This window comes from Desulfobotulus mexicanus (genome assembly GCF_006175995.1).
GTDB lineage: Bacteria > Desulfobacterota > Desulfobacteria > Desulfobacterales > ASO4-4 > Desulfobotulus > Desulfobotulus mexicanus.
Map to the genome: position 1 here is coordinate 16601 of NZ_VDMB01000018.1, position 23573 is coordinate 40173.

Genomic DNA, 23573 nt, shown 5'->3' on the forward strand with positions numbered 1-23573 from the left:
TCATGGAGTGGGGGATGGATGGGCGGATCTGCCGGAGGGTGGACAGGGGGAGCCGGAAAGTCTCTCTAGAAGGCAGAGGCTCTGGTAGGCTTCCGGTGTATCCATATCCTTTAGAATACCCGCATCCGGGCAGGGGATTTCAAGGGCATCGCTTGTTTCAAGAAATTTTCTGAGCCCGCCTTCGCCGGAAAAGGCAAGAAGGCCGGGGACCAGTTCCGCACGGAGCAGGGGCGGGTGGCCCCTTTCTCCCTGAAAAACGGGGATGAAGGTTTTTTTGTGGGGATGGGTTTCCATGGCATGCATCAGCGCCAGCAGGGTGGGGCAGGACACTAAGGGAATATCCACGGGATGGACAAAAAAGGCCTGCGTTTCCGGAGAAAGGGTTTCAAGACCCCTTTGCACCGAAGAAAACATCCCCCTTTCCGCTGCGGGATTGGGCAGGATGCGGGCTTCAAGGCTCAGCACCTGCAAGGCAGGGGTATTGTCTCCGCTTATCACGGTGATGGCATGGATATCTGCCTTTTTGTAGAGGCCAATGAGATGTTCCACGACAGTCCGGTTTCCGAAGGGAAGCCCTGCCTTGTCTTGGCCCATGCGGCTGGATTTTCCTGCGGCAAGGATAAGAACCGCACAGTCTCTTTTGGGATGGGGGCGGGTATTTTTCCTCACAGGCTTCCCTTCCTGCGAATGGCAATCATTTCCCCGAGAATGCTTACGGCAATTTCTCCCGGTGTCTGGGCTCCAATGGCAAGGCCCACGGGGCAGTGTACTCTGGCCAGAGCCTCATCCCCTAAACCTTTCTCCCGAAGCTTGGTAAAAAGGGCCTCACGCTTGCGGCGGCTGCCCACCATGCCGATGTAGCGGGCCTGGGTGTTTAAGGCCTGTTCCAGCACAACGTGGTCATGGCTGTGGCCATAGGTGGCAATGAGAATCCAGGTGGAAGGCGTAATGGAAAGCCCCTCCATGCAGCCCTCAAAACTTTCGATACTGTGGACGGGAACATTTTCAGGAAAGGAGATGCCCTCGAGGTAGTCTTTGCGGTCATCGAAGATGCCGGGGTCAAAGCCTGCGGCAAGGGCCATGGGACAGAGGGCCTGGGCGATGTGACCAGCTCCGAAGATCAGGAGGCTGGCCTGGGGTTCAAGGCGGATGAAAAAACTTAGCGATGAGGGAGGGGTGTTTTCTTCCATGGAGAAGCGCGTTTCTTCCAGAATGCGGATACGGCAGGGAAAAGCTTTGGATCTCTTTTCCACCTCTTCTTTTCTTTCATGGGAAAAAGAAACCTGAAAACCTGTGGCACGCCTTTCCCCCAGATCCTTCACAAGGTTTTCAAGAAGAAAAAGCTCCGGGCCTGCCCCTTTTTTCAGGGGAAGAAGGAGGAGAGAAGCACTGCCACCGCAGGGCATTCCGGCCATCTCCGGTGTGAGACGGGCTTCCATGTGCCGGGCTTTTCCTTCTTCCATTGCTTGTCTGGCCTGGGCCATGGCCTCCATTTCCAGTGCGCCGCCGCCCACACTGCCCTGTGTTTTCCCATCCCCTTTCACCAGCATGAGGGCTTTTTCATCGCCGGGCACAGAGCCTGTATGGGAGATGACGGCCACAAGGCAGGCGGGGGCTTTATCTTTAAGGATTTCCATGCAGGCACTGAGAATTTCCATGGCCGTCATGACTGCTCTCCTCTGCAATCAGAATCCCGGTACAGGATCAGCCTTTGCAGGAGACTGGCGCTCACTGTTTTTCTGTAGTCCGCACTGGCCCGGATATCGCTGATGGGCTGCACCGCTTTTCCGGCATAAAAGGCCGCTTCCTTGAGGCTTTCTTCCCGAAGGGGTTTTCCCACGAGGGCGGCTTCGGCTTCGGAAGAGCGGATGACCTTCGGCCCCACGCTGCCCCAGGCGAGACGGGCTTCCGCCACAAGGCCCTGTTCCATGCGGATGAGGGCGGCAAGGCTTGCCACGGCTATGGCCATGGCGTTGCGGTTGCCCACCTTTTCAAAGTGCTGGATGGGGGCGTTTTGGGGGATGGGAATCCGGATGCGGTGCAAAAGCTCACCGGGTAACAGTGCCGTACGGCCCGGACCTGTAATAAAGGCTTCCATGGAAAGGGTGTGCAGACCCGTTTCCGAAAGAAGATCCAGCCGGGCGTCGAGCAGGAAGAGGGCGGGCAGGGTATCGCCTGCAGGAGATGCTGTGCAGAGATTGCCCCCGAGGGTGGCCATGTTTCGGAGGGCAGGCCCGCCCACGGATGCGGCCCCCTGACAGAGCAGGGGCAGGTGCTGGCGGGTCAGGGGATGGCTTGCCACTTCCTTTAGGGTGCAGGCGGCTCCAATGGAGATCTCCTCTCCTTCTTTCAGGATATCTCCCATGCCCTCCATGCGTTCAAGGCCGATGAGGGGGGGCAGGGCTTTTTGCTTCTGACGCAGGGCCACCAGAAGATCCGTGCCGCCCGCCATGAACCGGGCTTCGGGATACGCCTTTACCATGGAAAGGAGCATCTCCTTTGTACGGGGAAAGAGAACGGGGTTCATGGCATCTCCTTTGGGGCTGTGAGGTTTTTTGCCGTATCTTCCACGGCATCGAGGATTTTCACATACCCTGTGCAGCGGCAGAGGTTCCCCGAAAGGCCTTTGCGGATGTCTTCCCGATCTGCTTCGGGATGCTTTCGCAGGAGGGCTAGAGCCGTCATTTCCATACCGGGAATGCAGTAGCCACACTGCACGGCTCCCTTTTCTTCAAAGGAGGTGATGAGCTTTTCTCCCACAGGATCTTTTTCAAGGCTTTCCACGGTTTCTATGTTGCGGCCTTCCAGCTGGGCCGCCAGCATGAGGCAGGAGAGCATGGGAAGGCCATCCACAAGGAGGGTGCAGGCCCCGCATTCACCGGTTCCGCAGCCTTCCTTGGTGCCTGTGAGTGGAAGGTCTTCCCGGAGAAGATCCACCACCCTGCGGCCGGGGGCGACGGACAGGGAAAGGGGACTGCCGTTCAGAAAAAAGGAGATGGGAGCGTTTTCAGGGGGTTTTGACATGGGAATATCTCCGGGAATATGGTTTTTATCTCTTATGTTTGCCGGAAGGAAGGTCTGGCTGGATTGCTCCCGGTCTTTTTTTAAAGGACAGCGGCCAGACTTTGCTATTTGATATATACGACAAAATTCTGATTGCTTTTCCAGTCAACGATCACATCTTTTCTGGTTACGCCCTCCTTGAAGGATATACCGAAAGTGGCTTTGTATCCGGAAGGTGCTCCCAGTTCATACACATCGTAGTATTTCTGGGAACAATATCCGGCGGCAGTGCTGTTATTTTGAAAAAGCAGGCTTCCCAGAGCAAGACAGGTGAGGGTGTAAAGTATGAAGGCAATGGGTTTCATGGTCGTTCCTCCTTAAGATTTTCTGGATGGGTTTTTCTGATTTCCATGTGAAACTTTCAGGATGTATGGAGATTGATGATACGGCCCGGCAGTGTCACAGGGTTGCAATGCTTTCCACGGTGCCTTTTTCTACTTGCATAACCGCGTGTAGGCGCGTGTAGGCGCGTGTAGAGTGCGTAGGCGTGCATAAACGCACATAAATTCAGGGGGCTGCCGTGGCTTGCAGCCCTCATCGGTTTTCCAGACTCCCCAGCACGGCTTCGGCCAGGATGGGCGCTTTGTGGATGCGCCTGCATCCCGCATCCCGCAGGGCGTTGGCAATGGCGGGCAGGGGACCGTTCATGGCCACCTCACCGATGCCCTTCATGCCAAAGGGCCCGCTTTCCTCTTCCTCCACAGGAGGGGCAAGGGAGAGGATGTCCGGTAGATCAAGACTCCCCGGCATGAGATAGGTGGTAAAATCTTTGGTCTTCACAACCCCTTTTTCTGTGATGAAATCCTCGTACAGGGCATAGCCGATGCCCTGGGCCACACCGCCCTGCACCTGCTGATCGAACATGGATGGATTGAGTACGGCCCCGCCGTCGGTGAGGGCGAGATAGTCCTTCACCTGTACCCTGCCGGTGAGGGTATCCACTTCCACCCGTGCAAGGTGGGCACCGTAGCCAAAAATCACATGGGGAAAGCCGATGAAAAAGCCCTTGGACGTATCCGGCACATCCCGGCACACCGGTGCGATGAACTGGCCAAGGCAGACCCTTTCCTCAAGGCTCATGAAGGAAGCGAGCTGTTCCAGAGAAACCGAGCGTCCGGAGGGTTCATGCCGCACCCGTCCCGGTTCCAGCACAAGACCCTCATCATTGTGAAGAAAGAGGATGAGCCCCGCCCGGTTGATGAGGCGGCTTGCCAGCTCTTCGCAGGCGCTGATGAGGGCTTTTCCAAAGGTGTAGGTGGTGCGCCCTGCGGAGGAGGAACCGGAAGGATAGGCGCTGCGGGTATCGGGTTGGCGCACGCGGAGGGCCTCGGCACTCTGGCGGAGGATGTGGCCTGCAATCTGCAAAAAGGCGCTGCTGTTGCCCTGTCCCATGTCCGTTACGGCATTGTGGACAATGAAGTGTCCTTTCACGTCCATCTCGATTTTGGCGATGGCCGCATCCCGCACCCCGCCTCCGTAACCTGCGGCATTGAAGACGGCGGCAAGGCCGGTTCCCCGGATGCAAAAGGGCGGGGCTTCTTTCTGCCATTGCCTGCGGGTTTGCCAAAGGGGATGGTTCCGGATGCCTTCGAGGCAGGCGGCAAGGCTGGTGGAGGATTCCAGCAGCACACCTGCGCCGTTGGTATCTCCCCGGTGAAGGGCATTTCTAAGGCGCAGATCCAGGGGGTCCTGCTCCAGTTTCTCCGCCAGCATGTCCATCATGGACTCAAAGGTAAAACTTACCTGACAGACCCCAAAGGCCCGCATGGCACCGCCCGTGGGTGTATGGGTATGGACGCAGAAGCCTTCGGTGAGGGTGTGGGGAATGCGGTAGGGTCCTGCGGCGTGTTCCATGCCCAGTTCCATGACCTCCGGTCCCAGATGGGCGTAAGCGCCGGTGTCATACCAGAGCCTTGCATGGAGGCTGTGCAGGCTGCCATCGGCCAGCGCTCCCAGACGGTAGTGCATGCGGCAGGCATGGCGCTTGTAGCCTGCCACAAAGCTTTCCTCCCTTTCCCAGAGCATTTTGACGGAACGGCCGGGACAGTGCAGGGCCGCAAGGCCGAGGAGGCATTGCACGGTGGCCCCGTCTTTTCCGCCAAAACCTCCGCCTAAGGAGGGGGCATGGATATGCACCTGCATAAAGGGAATCCCTAAGGCGTGGCTGATTTCAAAGCGATCCCTGAAGGGTGACTGGGTGGAAACCTCCATGCGGAGGGTGCCGTCTTCCAACAGACAGGCCGTACCGGCTTCCGTTTCCAGAAAACCATGGGCCTGCACGGGGGTTTCGAACCAGCCTTCCACCACGGCGGCGCAGGCATCAAAATCCGGCTCCCCCTTTTGAATGGTGGCTTTTGCCAGCATATTGCCCGGTTTGTCTTCGTGCACTAAAGGGGCATTTTCTGCCATGGCCTCATCCAGATCAAAGACACCGGGAGAGGGTTCGGTATGGATGCGGATACATGCCATGGCGCTGCGGATGGCCTCTTTGTTGTCAGCAATGATGAGGGCCAGGGGATCGCCGCAGTAGCGGATGTGATCTTCCACAAGAACGGGCATGTCCTTATGAATGATGCCCTGACGGTTGGAGCCCGGCACGTCCTTTGCCGTGAGAATGGCCACGATACCTGGAATCTGCCGGGCTTCTTCCAGCTCCAGTTCCAGAAGCCGTCCGCAGGGAAGGCCCGAGCGCAGGGCTTGGGCCAGAAGCAGGTTTTCTGGGAAAAGATCCGCCGCATAGGGTTCTCTGCCGCAGGCTTTGGCTCTGGCATCGCCCCTGGGCAGGGGATGGCCGATCGTCATGGGGGAGCGGGATGGGGATTCTGTTGCTGTGCCGGGTATTTGGGTGGGCATGGTTTCTCCGGAAAAAGGGCTGTGTAAGGTTTGGTGGCAGGCTGCTTTTTTTATTCTGCAAAGCATAGGATTTTTGGTGGGGCTTGTCCAGTGGGGAAGCAGGCTTTGGGATGGGGACGAGTGGAACAAATCTGGCCTTGCTAAAAAACGAGAACAAAATGGACCTTGCCGAAGGTATAAAAGCGCATTGCCTTTTACCGGAAAGACCGATAAGAATTGAAGTCTTGGGGAATTGTGTCTCTGTTTTGGAAGAAGGAATATTCCTCGACTTTGCTTTGGAGGTCTCCATGAGAATTGACAGTCTGCTGGTGAAAAATTTCAAGGGTTTTGGTGTGAGAGAGTTTTTTTTTCACCCTGAATTTAACCTGATCGTCGGTATGAACGGCACGGGTAAAACCAGTGTGCTGGATGCTGTGAGTGTGGCGGTGGGCAGCTGGTTTCTCGGAGTCCGCGGGGCTGATACCCGCCATATCCGGCCGGGAGAAGTGCTTCTCCGGCATTTTGAGCATGAGGAGATGGATGAAGAGGGCCATAGGCATTGCACCATGCAGTGGGATCGGGTTTATCCCTGCGAAGTTTTTGCGCAGGGTCATGTGCAGGAGCAGAGTCTTTCCTGGAGCCGCAGCCTGAACGCACCGGGAGGGCGAACCACCTATGGCAGTGCCGCCGGTATCAAAGAACTTGCCGCAGAGGCGGACGAGGCCATCCGTAAAGGGCAGGATATTCTGCTGCCGCTGATTTCCTATTACGGAACCGGCAGACTGTGGCAGGAACCCCGCGAGGCTTTCACGGTGTCTGATCCCATGAAAGTGGCGAACAAGGAGGAACAGTCCCGCCTTGCCGGATACTGGAATAGTGTTGATCCCCGCCTGTCCGTCAGCCAGCTGACCCGCTGGATCGCCCGTCAGTCCTGGATAAGTTACCAGCAGCAAAACAGGATTTCTCCCGTTTTCAGTGCCGTAAAAGAAGCGCTGGTTTCCTGTGTTGAAGATGCCCGGAACCTTGATTTTGACGCAACTCTGGGAGAGGTTGTGGTTGGCTTTCCCGGCGGAACCCAGCCCTTTTCAAACCTGAGTGACGGGCAGCGGTGTATGCTGGCCATGGTGGGAGATATTGCCCACAAGGCTGCCAAACTCAACCCCCAGCTTGGCAGTCGGGTGCTGCGGGAAACGCCGGGAGTTGTGCTTATTGACGAGCTGGATCTGCACTTGCATCCTCGTTGGCAGCGGAGAGTGATTGAAGACCTTCGCAGGACATTCCCCAAAATTCAGTTCATCTGCACGACCCATTCGCCCTTTTTGATTCAGTCCCTTCGGAGTGGGGAAGAGCTTTTGATGCTGGATGGGCAGCCGACCGCAGCCCTTGGGAATCTGTCCCTTGAAGAGATTGCCCGAGGTATCCAGCAGGTCGCAAATCCTCAGGTCAGCCACCGTTATGAAGAGATGAAAGGCGTTGCCAGAAACTACCTGGAAACCCTTGAAGAAGCCGCAAAGGCTCCGAAGGAAGCCCTTGAGGATTTCAGAGTAAAGCTTGCGGAACCCCTTGCGCCCTATGCGGATAACCCGGCGTTTCAGGCTTTTCTGGAAATGAAACGTGCAGCGAAACTGGGAGAATGAGGCATGCGTCCCATACGAAGAGGACATGTCCCGCAAGGGGCTGATGATATGGATTACAAAGATGCAAAACCACATCTGGTTGCCCGTCTGGGGCTGTATTGTAGTTTTTGTGAAAGACGGGTGGTTACGCAGTTGGCTGTTGAGCATATTCAACCCAAGGGCTTGCCGATATACAGCCACCTGATCGGGTGCTGGAGCAATTTTCTGCTGGCTTGTGTCAACTGCAATTCGACCAAAAAAAACAGGGATGTTGATCCGGAAAGTGTGCTGTTGCCGGATCGGGACAATACTTTCTCAGCTTTTCACTACCTGCCCGATGGAACCATTGTTCCATCGGGCCATGCTGTTTCAAGGGGGCTTCAGGCCATAGCGGATAAAACCCTGCATCTTACGGGTTTAGACAAAACGGCTCTGAATACCCCGGATGAAAACGGCAGGCAGGTAGCCCTTGATCGTATGAAACAGCGGATGGAGGCCTGGCTTGCGGCAGAAGAGGCGAAAAATGAATTGCAGCGCAGTCCTGAAAACGGGGAGCTGCAAAGGTATATTGTCAAGCTGGCGGTGCAAACGGGTTTTTTCAGTGTCTGGATGACGGTTTTTATGGATCATTCCGATATGCTTTCACGCTTTATCAGGGCTTTTACGGGAACCTGGGAAAGCGGTTGTTTTGGTGTCGATGGCCTGGCGGTATCGCCTGCTCCCAATCCCGACGGCCTGCCGGGCGGAGGTAAAATATAGCTTGATTACCTGCTTGATTTAGCCTGTTTTTATTCCACTGGCTTCCATTCGGTTTTTCTGGGTTCTGATGGTATCATCTTAAGACAGCCCCTTTCCTCCAACACCTCTTCCAGAGCAGCAGCAAAGCCTTCCATGAGGGGTTTTTCCCTTAAGGTGATGCGGATGTGGTTGGGGTAACGGAAGCCCGTCATGGTGCGCACCATGTAGCCTTTCCGGATCAGTTTGCGGTAGGCCAGCTGGTCGTTGAAGGGCAGGCCCGCAATCAGGTAGTTGCCTTCCCCTGCAATGACAAAAAGCCCCATCCCTTCCAGCCTTGTTTTCAGCCAGTCCTTGGATTCTTTCACCATAAGTTTTGTTTTTGCAATGTGTTCCTTGTCATCAAAGGCGGCCATGGCCGCTTTTTGGGCCGCACTGTTGATGGAATACACAATGCGGGTGCGGCAGATGTCAAAGACCGGGTCTTTCTGGCCGATGAGGTATCCGATGCGCAGACCTGCAAGGCCGTACATCTTGGAAAAGGTTCTGAAGATGAGAAGATTGGGATGATCGTCAAGGAGGATGAGGGCATCCGGGAAAGTTTCATCCTCTGCAAATTCGCAGTAGGCTTCATCCACCACCACCATGGCCCGGCCATCCACGGCCTCCAGAAATTTATGTAAGGTTTCTTTGTCCCAGAAGGTGCCCGTGGGGTTGTTGGGATTGCAGATGAAAAAAATCTTGGTGCGCTCATCCATGAAGGCCAGCATGGCTTCCGGGTCAAAGCCGTGATCCTTCATGGGGGTAAGCCTTGCTTCCACACCGGAAAATTCCGCTACCCATTCATACACGGCAAAGGTTTTGTCTGCGGTGATGATGTTATCGCCTGCCTCGCAGTAGGCGGAAATGACAAACTGGATGATCTCGTTGGCTCCGTTGCCGCAGAGGATCTGATCCGGAGAAATGCCCAGTTTTTCGGCCATATGGCAGCGCAGGTCAAAGGCATCGCCGCTGGGGTAAATGGCCATGTCCTTTGGATCGAGGGATTGTATGGCTTCCATGGCCGAAGGGGGCGGGCCGAAGGGGTTTTCGTTGTTGTTGAGGCGATGGAGAACGGGAATGCCGTAGGCCGCCATGAGATAGTGGTCGGGTCTTGAGGGGATATAGGGATCAATCTCCCGTATGAATTCAGGTACCAGCATGGAAGGATGCTTTTTCATGCGCATTCTCCTTTCTGCCCCATCCGGGCTTCGAGAATGAGCAGATCCCCGAGGCTCCCGCCTCCGGGAAGAAGCAGGGTGGGAGAAAAGCCTTTTTGGGAGAGAAGGGGCAGAAGGGAGGCTTCTTCTGTTTTTGCAAGGTCAAGATACATTTCGCATAAATTTATTCCTTCTTCCTGAAACCAGCACAGATGGGCCTCAAGGTTGGCTTCCATGTCTTCTCCTGCCAAAAGAGGGCGCATGCGGCATTTTTTTTCTTTTCTGTTGAGGGAGCTTGAAAAGACGCCGGGGCCTTTGGCTTCACAAAGGTTAGATTCTATGAGGATTTTTTTTCTGGGAAGATCCTGTCGGGTGACGGCGGTGTCAATGAAGGCGGCGATGTCGGCTGTATAATGAAGAAGGCCGCCCGCATCATCGCAAAGGGGAAAATGCCAGGCTGCCTTTTTGTCGGATCGGGCATGGCCTCCTGCGGGGATGTAAAATTTTTCGGGAAAGCAGTCTTCGTCAAAAATCCTTGTCAGCACGCCGGAAAAGGGTTTGCGTCCCACCCGCTCCAGGCAGTGGCAGGCCAGATCCTCAGCCATGCGGAGTCTGTCTTTGTCCGTGAACACAAAGGGACCATAGCCCCGGAGGAGTCGTCCTTCTTCGGGAATGCAGAAGGCGGCCCCTGCCACTTCACCGGATTCCGTTTCCGCCAGAGCACCGAAAAGCTTGCCCTCTGCCGTAAGGGCGGCAAGCCTTGCCGGATGAAAGGTTTTTGTATCAGGGCTGATGCCTTTGATGTGGTGAAAAAGCCGCTGCCCGCAGGCCGCCATGGTTTCCGGTGTGGGCCGGATGAGGCGGTAGAAGCGGTGGGTTGCAAGGGGAGGCGGAAGGGGAACGGGCTGGTCAAAGACTTTTTCCACGGAAAAGGTCAGGTGCAGGCGGCGGCTCTGGTCTTTTTCTAAAGAGAAAAAGTCCACCCAACGGCTGGCCAGCGCCAGACCCAGACCGGAGGCATCTTTTTCAAGATCCGGTCGCCAGGCGAGGTTGAAGGCGGAAAGGTCCATTTCCACAGGAGGGCAGGTCAGTGTCAGGGTGATGCGGTCGGCCCTTTCCTGCACCTGTATGGAAAGGGGTGTGTTTTCCGGCAGGGCCGTTGTCACTTCTTCGGCGGCCAGCTGAATTTTGTGGCATACGGCGGGCATGAGCATAAGATCTGAACATCGTTGCTCAATAAAGGCCATCAGCTCAGGGAGGGCCAGGGTGCCTGTATTAATGTGAAGCAGGGGCAGGGTTTTGTTCATGGAGACTCCCGAGAATGCCTGTGTTCAGTCAATACAGCGGTACTTTGACAGGAGATGTTTTTGTGAGAAGTTTTTTTGTAATGAAAACTGATTTTATGTATCTTAAAAAAGAGGATGCTTCAAGGGAACTGTTTCGCAGCACCTGTTTCCCCCTTATCTGCTGGCACCATGGATGCTGGCAAGCACCCGACCAGCAGACTGTGGCTGAGTCAGGGGAGCAATCAGCATCAATCCCTTCAGGACATGAAAACGGAGATGGAAAATGGATCATATTATTGAGGAAGTAAAGGATCTGTATCAGATTGTTGCCCTGAAACCCTTCAGGAAAACTCCCGGAGTCACCTTTGATATTCTGCCCAATTCCGCCATGCCGGATATCCATTCCATGGACAGGGTTATGCACAGGGGAGGTGCCGTATCTCCGGGGCCCATAGGGGATGTGGAAAGGCCCTGGTACATGCACCCTCATCAGGCGGACAATCTCATGGTGTTTTATGGAGAAAGAACCGTGGATATCTATTCCGTGGCCCACGGAAAGGTGGAAACCTTTGTGGTGACTCCGGACAGAATTGAAAAAAACGGAGAAGTGATCCATAAAGGGGGAGGGATGCTGGTCTGGCCTGTGAATGTTTTCCACAGAATCCGCAGCGGAGAAGAGGGGTCCGCATCCCTGAACCTTGCCGTACATTATGAAGGCTTTGATGTTCGTAGCAATTTCAATATCTATGATTTGAATACCCAGACAGGGGAATATCGTGTGATCCGGGAAGGGTTTAAGGATCAGAGTGTCTGATTTTTAAAGTTCAGAGTCAAGCTTCCCCTTTAGGCAGTGATGGAGGACTGCTACCACATCTGCTGTAAAGGGGAAGAGGCTCTGGTTTGAGGATTTTTTTCTCCAGACCTTTATCCTGTATACGGAAAAAAAATTCCTTAAGTCCCAATAAGGAAAAGGCAATGGTTGCAATATGTCATTTCTGTATTTTCAAGCCGGGATGCATGTTCTGAAAATGCAGAATGTAAAGTCCCATGGATTTTTTAGATTTACAATTTAAGGCAGGTTGTATAATGTTTAGTAATAGTTGCCTCCAATAAGTCCCGCCATTTTATTTTTTAAAAAAAGCATTTCTTTGTTTCAAGGTGCATTCAATCCCGGAAGTAGCCGTATTTTTTTCTGTAAATCATGGTTTTACTTTTTTCTGCAGACTGGAAAACCCTCCTTCTTTTTTGCGTCAGATTCTGAGTCCATAAATCGGATTTATCTGGCGCATATCTGCCCTGCCACCCCAAATGAAAGGACTTGCCATGCAGACACTCCGTTTTATCACAGTATTTTTTCTTCTTATCTCCACAGCGGCATGGGCTAAAACCCCTGTCACTGTCTATGGGGATCACAACTATCCTCCCTATGCCTATCTTGAGGGCAAGGAGGCAAAGGGCATCTACACTGAAATCCTCAAAAAAGCCTTTTCCAGGATGCCCGATTATGCCGTCAGTATTGAACTGGTACCCTGGGCAAGGGGGCTGAACTTTATTGAAACCGGAGAGGGTCTTGCCATTTTTCCCCCCTATCACCATCCCACAAACAGACCCTGGATGAAGCCCTATTCTGTACCCATTCTTGATGAAAGCGTAGTAGTCTTCTGCACCGAAGACAGTCTGCCCAAATCCGGAAACCGCTGGCCCGAAGATTATTATGGCCTGACCATTGGTCTGAACCTTGGCTTCAAGCTGGGGGGAGACAAGTTCTGGAAGGCCGTGGAGGAAAGAAAAATCCGGGTTGAAGAGGCCACTGGCAGCCGTCCCAATATCCTGAAGCTTGGTGCAAACCGAATTGACTGCTACATGAACGACCGCCTTTCCGTGCTCTTTGAGCTGGACAGGCTGAAAAAAAGCGGTGAATACAAGGGGAAAGATTTTGTAGAAGGTGCCCTTGTTGCTTCCGAACAGGGTTACCTCGGCTTCACGGACACGGATAAGGGAAAATTTCCCTTCAAAGATGATTTTGTGAAAAAGTTCAATGCTGAAATCTTAAAAATGCAGGCTTCCGGAGAACTTCAGAAGATAATTGACAGCCATATCAGCAGGTAAAAGCACGATTAGCTTATCCTGCGGGGGAATGAGTCTTTGGTATGCCCCTCCGTTCATTCCCCCCTCTTATGGCCTTTAATAACAGTGGGCATCCTTTGCGGGTGGACCCGGGCAGGCGTAAAATCTGCTTATGCAATTTCCCTGATTTAAGTTTCGCATGGCTTAAAGATCGTGCTGGTCATAAAATCCAATTGCTTTGAGTGTTTATAAAAAAAGAATCAGCCGGAATACTGCGTGGGTTCTGCCTGTAAAACCGTTGTACAGAGGCAGTCAGAAGATTTTGCCGGATTAGAGAAAAAATTATCTCCAGCCTGCGGCTTTGAAAAAAGGTATCCCTGCCCCAGGGGGCAGCCAAAGCCCTTCAAAACATCCAGCTGTTTTTGGGTTTCAATGCCTTCGGCCACCACGGAAAAGCCCATACGGGATGAAAGTTCCATAACGCTGCGGACAATCTCCATGCATTCGGGCCTGTCCGGAAGCCCTGCCACAAAACTTCTGTCTATCTTGATCTGGTTCAGGGTGAATTTCCTCAGACAGGCCAGATTGGCATAACCTGTGCCAAAGTCATCAATGGCAATGCCAATGCCCATATCCCGAAGACGGTTCAGGCTGTTCGTTGCCGTTTCTGATTGGGAAAACAGAAGACTTTCCGTGATTTCAATGTGAAGCCTTGCAGCTTCAAAGCCGCTTTCCTTAAGGCTCTCTGCCACCATGTCCGCAAAGCCTATTTCCTCAAACTGGCGTGCCGAGACATTGACGGCAAGGTAGGGTTGATTTTCCATGCAGGGCCATGCCGCGGCTGTGTTCAGGGCCTTTTCCAGTACCTGCTGGCCCAGGGGAACGATCAGTCCGGTTTCTTCGGCAAGGGGAATGAAGTCTGCGGGGGAAACCATGGAACCATCGGCCTGCTGCCAGCGGACAAGGGCCTCAAAACCTGCGGTTTTACCGGTTTCAAGGTCAACTATGGGCTGAAACCACACGGGAAAGGCTTTTTGGCTGAGGGCTTCCCTCAGTGCCGCCTCCATTTCCATTGCATCCACGGCTTTGTGGTGAAAATCCTTGTGAAAAATTTCAAAACGCCCCTTGCCGCAGGCCTTGGCCCTGTACATGGCAAGGTCTGCATCCCGCATCACGGATTCCGATGTTTCGTAGCTGTTCAGGGGATATACCATGCCGACACTGGCACCGATGTGAACGGTTTTTCCATCCACGTCAAAGGCGCTGGCAGCGGTATCCAGTATGCGTCGGCTGATTTCCTCCACATCCTGTAAGGTGCTGACGGATGTGACGAGCAGGGCGAATTCATCACCGCCCATGCGGGCCACCAGATCCCATGGACGAATATTCTCCCTGAAACGTCTGGCCACCTCGCAGAGAAGGCGATCCCCTGCGGAATGCCCCAGCGTATCGTTGACGGCCTTGAAGCGATCCAGATCCACAAAAAGAATGGCACTCCGGTTTTTCTGCTCCTGATTCTGAAGAAGGCTGTCAAGGTGCCGGGCAAAAAGCCTGCGGTTGGCAAGATTCGTCAGGGCATCATGGGACGCCTGATGGCGAAGGTCTTCTTCCAGACGTTTTCTCCGGGATATGTCTTCCAGCACAAGGAAGATGTCCCGGTTTTCAGGGGATGTATGTACAGGATAACCCACCATGGCCACGGGAACGGGGTGGCCATTGGCGTGGCGGGTACGGATTTCACAGTGGACGGTCTCTCCTGTGCTGATGCGGGAAAGAAACTCTTTGTGCTCTTCGGGTTTTTCCGTTTCAAGGCAGGAGATGGGTTTTCCCGTAAGGCTTTCTGCGGCATAGCCGAGAATGCGCTCCACACCGGGATTGGCCTCCATGACTTCCCCTTCATTGTTCACAAGAAAAATGGCCTGGGGAGCATGGGCGAAAAGCTGGCGAAAATAGCTTTCCTGACGGATGCGGTTTCTGTTTTCCTCGTGAAGGGCCAGAGCCATGGTTTCACAGCGGGTTTTGTGCCGGGAGATGATGTGATCCTGATAGCGTTTCAATGCCACATGGTTGTCCACCCGTCTGCGGGTGATGGCCGGGGCAATGGGCTTGCGGATATAATCCACGGCTCCGATGGAAAGCCCTTCGGCTTCATCGCTCTCATCGGTTTTTGCAGTTACAAAGATTACGGGTATGTGCCGGGTATCTTCATTCTTTTTAAGTTCCCTGCACACGGTGAAGCCATCCATTCCGGGCATCATTACATCAAGGAGAATGAGATCGGGTTTGAAAGGTGCGCTGTGGATCAGTTCAAGGGCCTGATTACCGCTGGTGGCAACCTGTATGGCGTAGCTGTCCATGAGCAGATTGCCCAGAATATCGATGTTGGCAGGTGTGTCGTCCACGATGAGAAGACGGGCCTGCTCCATGGGTTCGGATGTCATGGCTGTACTCCCTGATGGTTTTCCTGAAATGCTGCGCTGAGGCCATTTTGAATCTGTTGCAGAATGTTTCGGGCATTCTGGAAATCATAGCGTTCCGCCGCATCCATGAGTTTTCTGAAATCTCTGGCCCTGCCGCATCCGGACAGAAGATTTTCCAGCTCAGCCGTCTTTGCCTTGGCGTTCATGCGGTTGGCTGCAAAGAGATGATCCAGTTCCCCAAGGGCGGAGAGCAGCTCCTGGGATGGTGCCGTGCAGGATTCAGGTTCCTGATTTTTCTGTTCAGGACTGTTTTTTATAATCACTTCAAGAACCGTTTCCATGGATTGGGTGAGCTGATTTATGGCTTCCTGCACGGGGCCTGTATCATGAATAATTCGGGTTTCCACTTCCTTTGCAGCCATGGACAGATCATGGGCACCTATATTGGCTGCCGTACCTTTGAGGGTGTGGGCCAGCAGCCGGGCTTTTTCTCTGTCTCCCCGGTCAAGGCAGCCTGCTATTTCTTCCGGTGTCCGGGACTGGCTGCGTGAGAATTCTTCCAGCACCTTTTCATAGAGCTGACGGTTGCCGAGAAAGCGGTGGATTGCCCTATGGCTGTCAAGGGGAGTTCCGTCAGGGTGCGGCTGCCCGAAAGGTGCGGGGTGGATTGCAGATGCATTGTTGCTGTTATTTTTCTGATACCCGGCCAGCATGGAAAAAAGGGCTTTGGCATTCAGGGGCTTGGTGAGATGGGCATCCATGCCTGCCATTCTGGACAGGGATTCTTCCTCCATGCCCGCATCAGCGGTCAGGGCAATGATGGGTATTTCTTTAAACTTCGGTATTCTGCGGATTTTTCTGGTGGTTTCCCGGCCATCCATTCCCTCCATGCGAACATCCATGAGGATGAGGTCCACATCTTCCTTTTCAAGGAATGTTAGGGCTTCATCGCCACTTGATGCGGTATGCACATGAACACCTGCGGGAATAAGCAGCTCACGGGCGATCATACGGTTCACGCTGTTATCTTCCACCAGAAGGATACTGAGTCCTGCAAGACTGGCTGTGTCTGTGGTAACGGGACATGGCCTTAGCCGGAGATCTGCACCGAAAATTTCCATGATTGTGTCAAAGAGGGTTGAAGGACGCAGGGGCTTGTTTAGAAAGGCCGTGCATCCGGGGCTGGCCATGGCAATGCCTTCTTCATCGGGGCGGGAGCCCATGAGAATTACCGGCGGCAGCGTTCCATGCGTTTTTGCCAGTTCCCGGCAGAGGGCAAGGCCGTCCGTATCCCTTAAACTGATATCAAGGAGAATGAGGTCCGGATGGGGTTTTTCTTTCAGCGTATCCAGAAGCTTTTGGCCTGTTTCTGCATGGTGAAATGAAAAGCCGAAATCCTTCAGGTAGCGCCCCAGTACCCTTGCCGTTACCGGGTGATCTTCTGCCACAAGGCAGTGCAGGCGCTGGAGCCGTTCCGGCAGGGGCGGCCTTGTCCGGGCTATTGGCTGGGCAGGCAGGGTCAGGGAGAAGGAAAAGGTGCTGCCGAAGCCTTCTTTGCTGTCAAGGGTAATCTGTCCGCCCATGAGCCTTATGATGCCCCTGCATATGGCAAGCCCCAGACCTGTGCCGCCGTATCTGCGGGTAATGGAGCCGTCAGCCTGGGTGAAGGGCAGAAAGATTTCCTTTCGATGCTTGAGAGCAATGCCCATGCCCGTATCCTTTACCTCAAAGCTGGTCAGGCCGCTTGCAGGATCAAAAAGAACTTTGAGGCAGATATCACCCGATTCCGTGAACTTGAGGGCATTGCCCAGAAGATTGATGAGCACCTGACGGATTTTCGGCCCGTCACCTTTGACGCATGCTGGAACGTTCTCTGCTATATCGGCAATGAGTTCTATTTCTTTTTTTCCAGCTTCCGCAGCAAAGATGGCGCAGACATCTTCCACCATTTCACCTATGCGGAAGGGTGCCTCGTTCAGGGGCAGGCGGCCTGCGCTGATGCGGGAAAAATCTAAGGTGGCGTTCATCTGGTCCAGCAGGGCTTTGCTGGCCGTCTGGATAATGCGCAGGTGTTCGGACTGGGCCGGGGTTACGGAGGAACGCAGAAGGACATCGCACATGCCGGAAATGGCATGGATGGGGGTACGGATTTCGTGGCTCATGGTGGCAAGGAAACCGTCTTTGGCCCGGCTGGATGCTTCCGCAGCATCCCTTGCTTCTTCAAGCTGGTGATAGGCGGTTTCCAGTGCAAGGGTGCGCTCCTGTACCCGTTCTTCAAGTTCATTTTCCCGGATACGGATTTTGCGGGCCATCCAGTTCATGTGGCGCATGAGGGTGATGAATTCGTTTTCATCATCTTTTTGGGGCGGCAGAGAAAAGTGCGGATTTTTTTCATCCTGAAGTGTGCGGCAGAAAACCATGATACGGCTGAGGGGAGTGCTGACCATCCATTTGATACCCGGCGCTTCCGGGCTGAAAAAAATGATGAAAAAGGCTGAAATCAGGGCAATGCCCAGTACATCCTGAAAGAGACTTTCCTCAAGCAGGCCGTTGCGGCTGGCAGTGATGCCCATGATGAGAAGTGGCAGAAGGATGTGGATGGCTGTAATCAGTCTGAACTGGCTGGCAAGTCGCATGGGATTCCGTTACTTTAAAAGTTAAGTTGTGGAATCTCTTTTAGGCGTGGCTAAAAAACTTGTCAAGAACTATTTGGCTTTTTTGATCTCCTTCCCTTTTATCCGTGGAGGCTGCTGCTACAAAACAGGGCAAGAAGCTCCCGAATAAGATTGCGTCACGGGCAAATAGCCTGGGGCCTGTGCATCTGCCTTGCAGGTATGGTACCTGGAAAACAGTGGCTGGGATTGGGTGAGCATCAGATAGAGTGTAAGAACCGGCTGGAGGGCTTATTCTCCGTGGAAGGTTCTGGGGAAAATACTTTGTCTCTGGCTGTCGAGTTCTTCCTGTGTGGGGGCGGTACCTTCCCTGTAGACTACTTCAAAATCCGTAATGGTGATGCTCCTCACCGGCGTTGTGAGAATGTTGTCGGCAACCCGCTTGGCTATTTTTCTCATGCGCTTTCCTTTGTCATCCATCTGCCTGCTGGTATAGGGTCGGATAATGAGATCCATGGCGTAGCGCATTCTCTCCCTTTGTCTGTGGGATTCCAGAACGCCTTCCTGATCGGAAAAGCCAAGGGTTATTTCTGCTCTTACATAGCTGCCGTCTTCTACTGCTCCCATGTAAGAAAAGCTGTATTTGTAGGGTGCCTCCCCTATGAGAAAAGCCAGTTTATCACAGCCTGATAAAAGGAAAAAAAAGAGGATCATCCAGAGGAGTTTATTGTTTATTAAAGGACGGAACATGTTTTCCTCCAGAGGGAAGGGGGGATATCACCTTGCGTAAAGGTCCGGCTCCACCGGGAGCCGGACCTCTTCTGATGGATTTTAAAAACATCCCGCCATGACAGCTTCAGATACAGGGGGTATCAGATATTTATGGCATCCGTATTGGCCAGAAGCCGCTTCAGTTCTTTTTCCCACTGGAGACCACCGATGCGCAGGGCAAGTTCTTCGGTGATATGCCGGGGGATGATGCCGAGGTCCATATTGCGACCAAGGCCCTGAATACAGGAGGGACAGTTTGTAAGTAGCACGGGAGGCTCACTGCTGTCCAGCCCCTTAAGTGTTCTTTGCAGGGTCGAATGCTTTCGCAGCCGCATGCGGTTGGTGATGTCCGTACGGCTTAAAGCCATGGTGCCTGCCTCAGAACAGCAGTGGGGGGTGTCTTTCAGGGTTTCACCACTGGTTTCCCGGAAAAGCCGGATGGCGTTTCCTTCCATGGAATCATGGCAGGGGGCATGGTAAAGCCGGAGACTCTCTTCCTTTGGAACCTCAAGGCCCTTTTCCATGACAAAGCGGGAAACATCCCTTACGGGGCAGTTAAATATATTTGTCGTTCCCAGTTCTTCCAGGGCTTCTTTGCAGGTGCCGCAGGTAACCACACAGGCGTCAAAGGTCAGATAACCCAGCATTTCCCTTGTCTGGTTGAATAAAATAGTATTGCGCAGATGCAGATGATCCCGCTGTAGGGTTTCCGCATTGACTGTGGCAGGAAAACTGCAGCAGAGGTAGGGCGGCGGCAGAACCACCCGGATCCCGGCCTTGAGCAGAATATAAATGCCTGCACGGCTGATGACACTGTGCAGTCTCTCTGAACCGCAGCCGGGGAAGTAGAATACCGTGGCACTGGCTTCTCCCTGGGGTTCCATGAGCAGTACCTGATTGGGACCGCAGGCGGGCAGCACATCACGCAATGTCTCTTTTGGTAAAGATGGCATGGGTGCATCCAGCAGCTGCATGGGTTTAAGATTTCTCACCCATGCTGGATTCAGGGGAGAAAAGCTTGCTTTTCCTATATGGAAGGGGCTTTTTTCCCGGATACGGCCAACTATTTTAGCGCCTAAGCGTTGGGCTTCTCCGCCGTAACGCAGCACACCCTTACGGAAGATGATGTTGGGAAGCTGGGCATTGGTTTTAAGGTAAGCCAGTACCATGCGGGTGGGCAGTGCTTTTCTTTTGTATTTGAGGGCTGCCAGAATTTCCCTTTCCAGTATGGAAACCTCGCCTGTGTCTATGTCCACAGGACAGGGAATTTTGCATTTGTGGCAGATGGTGCAGTGGTCTGCAATTTCTTCCAGATGCCGCAGCGCGCGGAAACGGCCCGTGTGGGTTCGCTGGGCATCATAGAGGATGGCCTCGATGAGGGCAGCCACGGCGAGGTTTTTGTTTCTTGGATGGTAGAAAAGATTCTGCTTGGGATAAAAGGTGCAGCAGTCTGCCTTGCATTTGCCACAGCGTACGCATTTGGCGATTTTATCGGAAAGCTCCTTTAGGGAGCCGTGTTGCAGAATTTTAGCCTCAATGCCCAGAAGGTTGAAGGAGGGGGTAAATACTTTTTCAGGAACGGAAGGGTCCTCCAGTTTGCCGGGGTTCATGACATTTTTGGGGTCCACTTTTTTGCGGTACTGGCTCAGGGCAAGGATCTGCTCCTTATCAAAGTACTTCATCTTTGTAATACCGATGCCGTGCTCCCCTGAAACAACGCCACCAAGGGCCACGGCCTTTTCCATTACATCATCGGCGGTTTTGTTGGCCCTGGCCATCATCTCCAGATCATTGGAAAATACGGGAATGTTGACATGGATATTCCCGTCTCCGGCATGCATGTGGGTGGCAAGGATGATCTGTCTTGACCTGACAGCAGAAATGAGTTCTGCAATTTCTGCGGATATTTTTTTATAGCCCTGGAAGAGCTCAAGGATATCTTCCTGAAACTCCTTGAGCAGGCTTTCGGCGGCCAGTTCTTCATGGGTGGCAGAGCTTAAGGCCAGATGGGTGTCTTCGCAGAGCTCTACGGCAGTGGATGCCTTGCTTTTTACCCAGTCTGTGTCTTCTGCATCGGCAGGCTGGGCTGTGTCCAGATACATGCGTACGGCTTCCACGGCAGCCCGCTGATTGTAGCGGTTTTCCTCGCCATTGTAGTCTTCGGCAAAGCGGGCAAAGGCGGCCAGCTTTGGCAGGGGCAGCACAATATCCTCATTGAGCTTGAAGGCATTGGTGCGGGCCGCAATGGCTCCAAAGCGCTTACGGTCCTGCCAGAAGCGTGTGGATTCTGCCTTGTCTTTGGCAAAGAAGATTTCCGTGTTGGGATAAGGCCCAAGGAGCTGGGCCAGGTTTTCTTTTCCCCGCTCCAGCTGTTCCGGACTGTGGGCTACCATATCCACCAGCAGTACGGCTTTGGGAATTTCACTGCGCGCAGCTTTTACCTTGTATCCAATGGCTTTTATGTATTCATCATCAAAATGTTCCAGAGCCATCAGGGCTTCTTCGCCCCTGTTTTCAAAGGTCTCGGACAGGGCAACAATAACCCGGCTGGCCTCTTCCATGTCTTTGCCGAAAAACTCAAGGCAGCATGTGGCTTTTTCCTCATAGGCTTCATACAGGATGAATTCTGCTGATGTGATAACACCGTCGCAGCCTTCCTTTTGAATACCGGGAACCCCTGCCAGTGCCTTGTTGGTGATGTCCTTCCAGAGGCCGGGCTTGCGGATTTCGCTGCCCAGGATGCGGATTTCTTCCGTGTGCATGGTTTTTAAGTCTTTTACCGCATAGGCCACCACATCTTCAGGCTGAATTTTCCGCATGGGGTGGTTGGTCCGGCGTACTTCCAGAAAACGGCCGTCGGGCATGGCGATTTTAAAGGCAACAAGGTTGTCTATGGCCGTACCCCAGAGTACGGCGGTTTTGCCCCCTGCGTTTTCTGCAATATTGCCGCCTATGGTGCAGGCCCAGGCAGAGGTGGGATCCGTTGCAAAGACAAGGTTTCTGGCTTCCGCAGCCTTCATGGCCGCTTCCGTGACCACACCGGCTTCAAGGCGTATGACGGGCATGTGCTTTTCAATGCCGTCGTCTCCGGTAAAGGGCTGATCTTCGATGCCGTGGATATGGTTTAGCTTTTCCGTATTTACCATGAGGCAGCGTTCCCGTACGGGAACAGACCCGCCAGTAAGGCCTGTTCCTGCACCTCTGGGAATGGCGTGCATGCCCATGTCTCCGATGGCTGCCAGTACCTTTGGTATCTGATCTTCCCCGGAAGGTCGGATCACGGCAAAGGGGAGGCAGAGCCGCCAGTCCGTGGCATCCGTGGCGTGGCTGTTCAGGCTGAAGGGATCAAAATAAATACTTTCCTCTCCAGTTATGGGAGCCAGCCGTTTTTTTACCTTGCGCCTCAGGGCCTTGATCTCGCGGATTTCCTTCTGAAGCTCCTCAAGACGGGTGTGGCAGCGATCCAGCACGATCTGCACGTCGGAATTGAGGGCGGCTTCGGCAACGGCTTTGAGATCTTTTTTTACATTGGTAAAGAACTCCTGCTGCCTGCGGCGGGAATTGATGAGATCTTCATAGACAAAGGGGTTGCGACGCAAAATGAATAGATCGCCTGCAAAGCGCATGAGCAGTTGGGCGGATCGGCCTGTCACCCTCTGGCTTCTCAGATTTTCCAGAACCTGCCAGATATCATTGCCAAGGATCTGGCAGATGACCTGACGGTCGTCGGCGGAAGTGTAGTTGTACGGGATTTCCCGGTAATTGACATTCATGGGGCAGACCTCCCGGATATTGCATAAGGATGTCAGGCATCCTGACTGCTTTTAAAAGGAAAAAAAGGGAAACGAACCCGCATAGGGGAAGTTTCCCGGCAGGGAAATCCGGCCTGACTCCGGTCGGATTCCGACTTTACAGCCCGCATCTTCCTACCATTTTATGGAGGAAAAAGGCAAGGAGAAGGGCAGGAGGGATGTACTTAAAATTCTGAATACGGGAAGGGGGACCTCCGTAGATGGTTCCCGTGATTTTTTTCTGGAAAAAATGATGTTTCCAAGTTATGGTGACAGAGGATTTCATGAATAAAAGTTTTTGGTCTTGTGTTTTTTTGCACCAGGTGATGGCATCAGCGCTTCTGCTGCTGTTATGGATAACTGCAAGGGTGTCTTTTTTCAAAGGCTGGATGTTTGTATCCGGACACAAAACACCGTTGGCCATATAGTGCCCTGTCTTTGTGCAGGGTTTTTGTTTTCAGAGTCGGGGTTGTGGTGGGCCGGGCTGGGCAATGGCAAAGTAAGAACAGCGAGGTGCACCGGCTTTGAAATGAGAATGGATATCCTGTGGTTGTGGCAGGCTGCTGTCATGAATCGCTAACATTAAAATACTGTAACCTTAAGTCTTGAGACAAGGAGATGCGTATGGCAATTCAGGATGAAATTCCCAAATCACGTCTGACACTCAGGTACAGAACGGAAATCAACGGGCAGCCCGAGGATGTGCAGTTGCCACTAAGGCTGCTGGTCACAGGGGATTATTCCCTGGGCAGTTCCAAGGACCGCAAGGTAGACCTTGATGAACGTCAGCTTCGGAACATGGACGGCAGAAACACCGATGCGGTTATGAAGGATATGGGGATAAAGTTGAGCTTTACGGTTCCCAACCGTATTGATCCGGAAAAAGAAGAGGATATGCAGGTGGAAATTCCCATTGAAGGCATGCGGGGCTTTTCTCCTGAGCAGGTGGCCCAGAAAATACCCAGGATCAAAGGGCTTTTAACCTTGAAGGGGCTGCTTGAGGAGGTGAATTCCAACATTGACAACCGAAAGGAATTCAGAAGGCTTCTCAGTGATCTTGTCAGCAATCCGGATGCCCTTTCCAAAATGCAGGAGGAGCTGAAGGCCTTTGACAGCTTTAAGCTTCCCGACAATTCTTCCACACCTGCGGGTTAAGGCCCGGTCTTTAGAATCTCTGGCTG

17 protein-coding genes are annotated in these 23573 nt (G+C 53.3%); 5 read left to right on the forward strand and 12 right to left on the reverse strand.

Annotation, left to right across the window (positions count from 1 at the left end; translation table 11 throughout):
* The 6 genes from FIM25_RS12665 to FIM25_RS12690 form a co-directional block, all read right to left on the reverse strand.
* Positions 1-669 carry a nucleotidyltransferase family protein gene (locus FIM25_RS12665; protein WP_139449899.1) on the reverse strand — a complete coding sequence of 223 codons (669 nt, stop codon included), beginning with the start codon at positions 667-669 and terminating at the stop codon, positions 1-3.
* On the reverse strand, positions 666-1667 hold the full coding sequence (locus FIM25_RS12670; protein WP_139449901.1) for an XdhC family protein: 1002 nt from the start codon (positions 1665-1667) through the stop codon (positions 666-668). The genes FIM25_RS12665 and FIM25_RS12670 overlap by 4 nt, the downstream gene beginning before the upstream one ends.
* The gene (locus tag FIM25_RS12675) at positions 1664-2527 is read right to left on the reverse strand and encodes an FAD binding domain-containing protein (RefSeq protein ID WP_139449903.1); all 864 of its coding nucleotides are present in this window, start codon (positions 2525-2527) and stop codon (positions 1664-1666) included. Before FIM25_RS12675 ends, FIM25_RS12670 begins: the two co-directional genes overlap by 4 nt.
* Positions 2524-3024 (reverse strand): (2Fe-2S)-binding protein, encoded by a 501-nt coding sequence (locus FIM25_RS12680; protein ID WP_139449906.1) that lies wholly within the window; start codon positions 3022-3024, stop codon positions 2524-2526. Before FIM25_RS12680 ends, FIM25_RS12675 begins: the two co-directional genes overlap by 4 nt.
* A gap of 104 nt (positions 3025-3128) precedes the next feature.
* Complete coding sequence (locus tag FIM25_RS12685) at positions 3129-3368, reverse strand: hypothetical protein (protein WP_139449909.1); 240 nt, start codon at positions 3366-3368, stop codon at positions 3129-3131.
* A gap of 229 nt (positions 3369-3597) precedes the next feature.
* Positions 3598-5916 (reverse strand): xanthine dehydrogenase family protein molybdopterin-binding subunit, encoded by a 2319-nt coding sequence (locus FIM25_RS12690; protein WP_139449911.1) that lies wholly within the window; start codon positions 5914-5916, stop codon positions 3598-3600.
* A gap of 287 nt (positions 5917-6203) precedes the next feature.
* Here FIM25_RS12690 and FIM25_RS12700 point away from each other — a divergent pair, with 287 nt between their 5' ends.
* Together FIM25_RS12700 and FIM25_RS12705 are read left to right on the forward strand one after the other, a co-directional pair.
* Positions 6204-7532 carry an AAA family ATPase gene (locus FIM25_RS12700; protein ID WP_139449915.1) on the forward strand — a complete coding sequence of 443 codons (1329 nt, stop codon included), beginning with the start codon at positions 6204-6206 and terminating at the stop codon, positions 7530-7532.
* Positions 7533-7580: 48 nt separating this feature from the next.
* Positions 7581-8270, forward strand: a complete 690-nt coding sequence (locus FIM25_RS12705; RefSeq protein ID WP_218961420.1) for a hypothetical protein — start codon at positions 7581-7583, stop codon at positions 8268-8270.
* A gap of 29 nt (positions 8271-8299) precedes the next feature.
* Here the strand turns inward: FIM25_RS12705 and hisC are convergent, their stop codons facing one another.
* Complete coding sequence (hisC, locus tag FIM25_RS12710; RefSeq protein WP_218961422.1) at positions 8300-9466, reverse strand: histidinol-phosphate transaminase; 1167 nt, start codon at positions 9464-9466, stop codon at positions 8300-8302.
* Positions 9463-10752 carry a hypothetical protein gene (locus FIM25_RS12715; RefSeq protein ID WP_139449921.1) on the reverse strand — a complete coding sequence of 430 codons (1290 nt, stop codon included), beginning with the start codon at positions 10750-10752 and terminating at the stop codon, positions 9463-9465. Before FIM25_RS12715 ends, hisC begins: the two co-directional genes overlap by 4 nt.
* Before the next feature lie 262 nt (positions 10753-11014).
* Between FIM25_RS12715 and FIM25_RS12720 the strand changes: the two genes are divergently transcribed.
* Both FIM25_RS12720 and FIM25_RS12725 read left to right on the forward strand, forming a co-directional pair.
* A complete protein-coding gene (locus FIM25_RS12720; protein WP_139449923.1) occupies positions 11015-11545 on the forward strand; it encodes a hypothetical protein in 531 nt (176 codons plus the stop codon).
* A gap of 509 nt (positions 11546-12054) precedes the next feature.
* Complete coding sequence (locus tag FIM25_RS12725; RefSeq protein ID WP_139449925.1) at positions 12055-12840, forward strand: substrate-binding periplasmic protein; 786 nt, start codon at positions 12055-12057, stop codon at positions 12838-12840.
* 218 nt (positions 12841-13058) lie between these two features.
* Here FIM25_RS12725 and FIM25_RS12730 read toward each other — a convergent pair whose 3' ends face one another.
* The 4 genes from FIM25_RS12730 to FIM25_RS12745 all read right to left on the reverse strand — a co-directional run bounded on the left by FIM25_RS12730 (position 13059) and on the right by FIM25_RS12745 (position 22374).
* Entirely contained in the window at positions 13059-15239 is a 2181-nt protein-coding gene (locus FIM25_RS12730; protein WP_139449927.1) for a two-component system response regulator, read from the reverse strand.
* Positions 15236-17854, reverse strand: a complete 2619-nt coding sequence (locus FIM25_RS12735; protein WP_139449930.1) for a response regulator — start codon at positions 17852-17854, stop codon at positions 15236-15238. Before FIM25_RS12735 ends, FIM25_RS12730 begins: the two co-directional genes overlap by 4 nt.
* Before the next feature lie 267 nt (positions 17855-18121).
* Positions 18122-18580 carry a hypothetical protein gene (locus FIM25_RS12740; RefSeq protein WP_139449932.1) on the reverse strand — a complete coding sequence of 153 codons (459 nt, stop codon included), beginning with the start codon at positions 18578-18580 and terminating at the stop codon, positions 18122-18124.
* 122 nt (positions 18581-18702) lie between these two features.
* The gene (locus tag FIM25_RS12745; protein WP_139449935.1) at positions 18703-22374 is read right to left on the reverse strand and encodes a DUF3683 domain-containing protein; all 3672 of its coding nucleotides are present in this window, start codon (positions 22372-22374) and stop codon (positions 18703-18705) included.
* A gap of 642 nt (positions 22375-23016) precedes the next feature.
* On the opposite strand from FIM25_RS12745, the gene tssB reads away from it, so the two are divergent.
* A complete protein-coding gene (tssB, locus tag FIM25_RS12750; protein ID WP_139449938.1) occupies positions 23017-23547 on the forward strand; it encodes a type VI secretion system contractile sheath small subunit in 531 nt (176 codons plus the stop codon).
* The last annotated feature ends 26 nt before the right edge of the window (positions 23548-23573 follow it).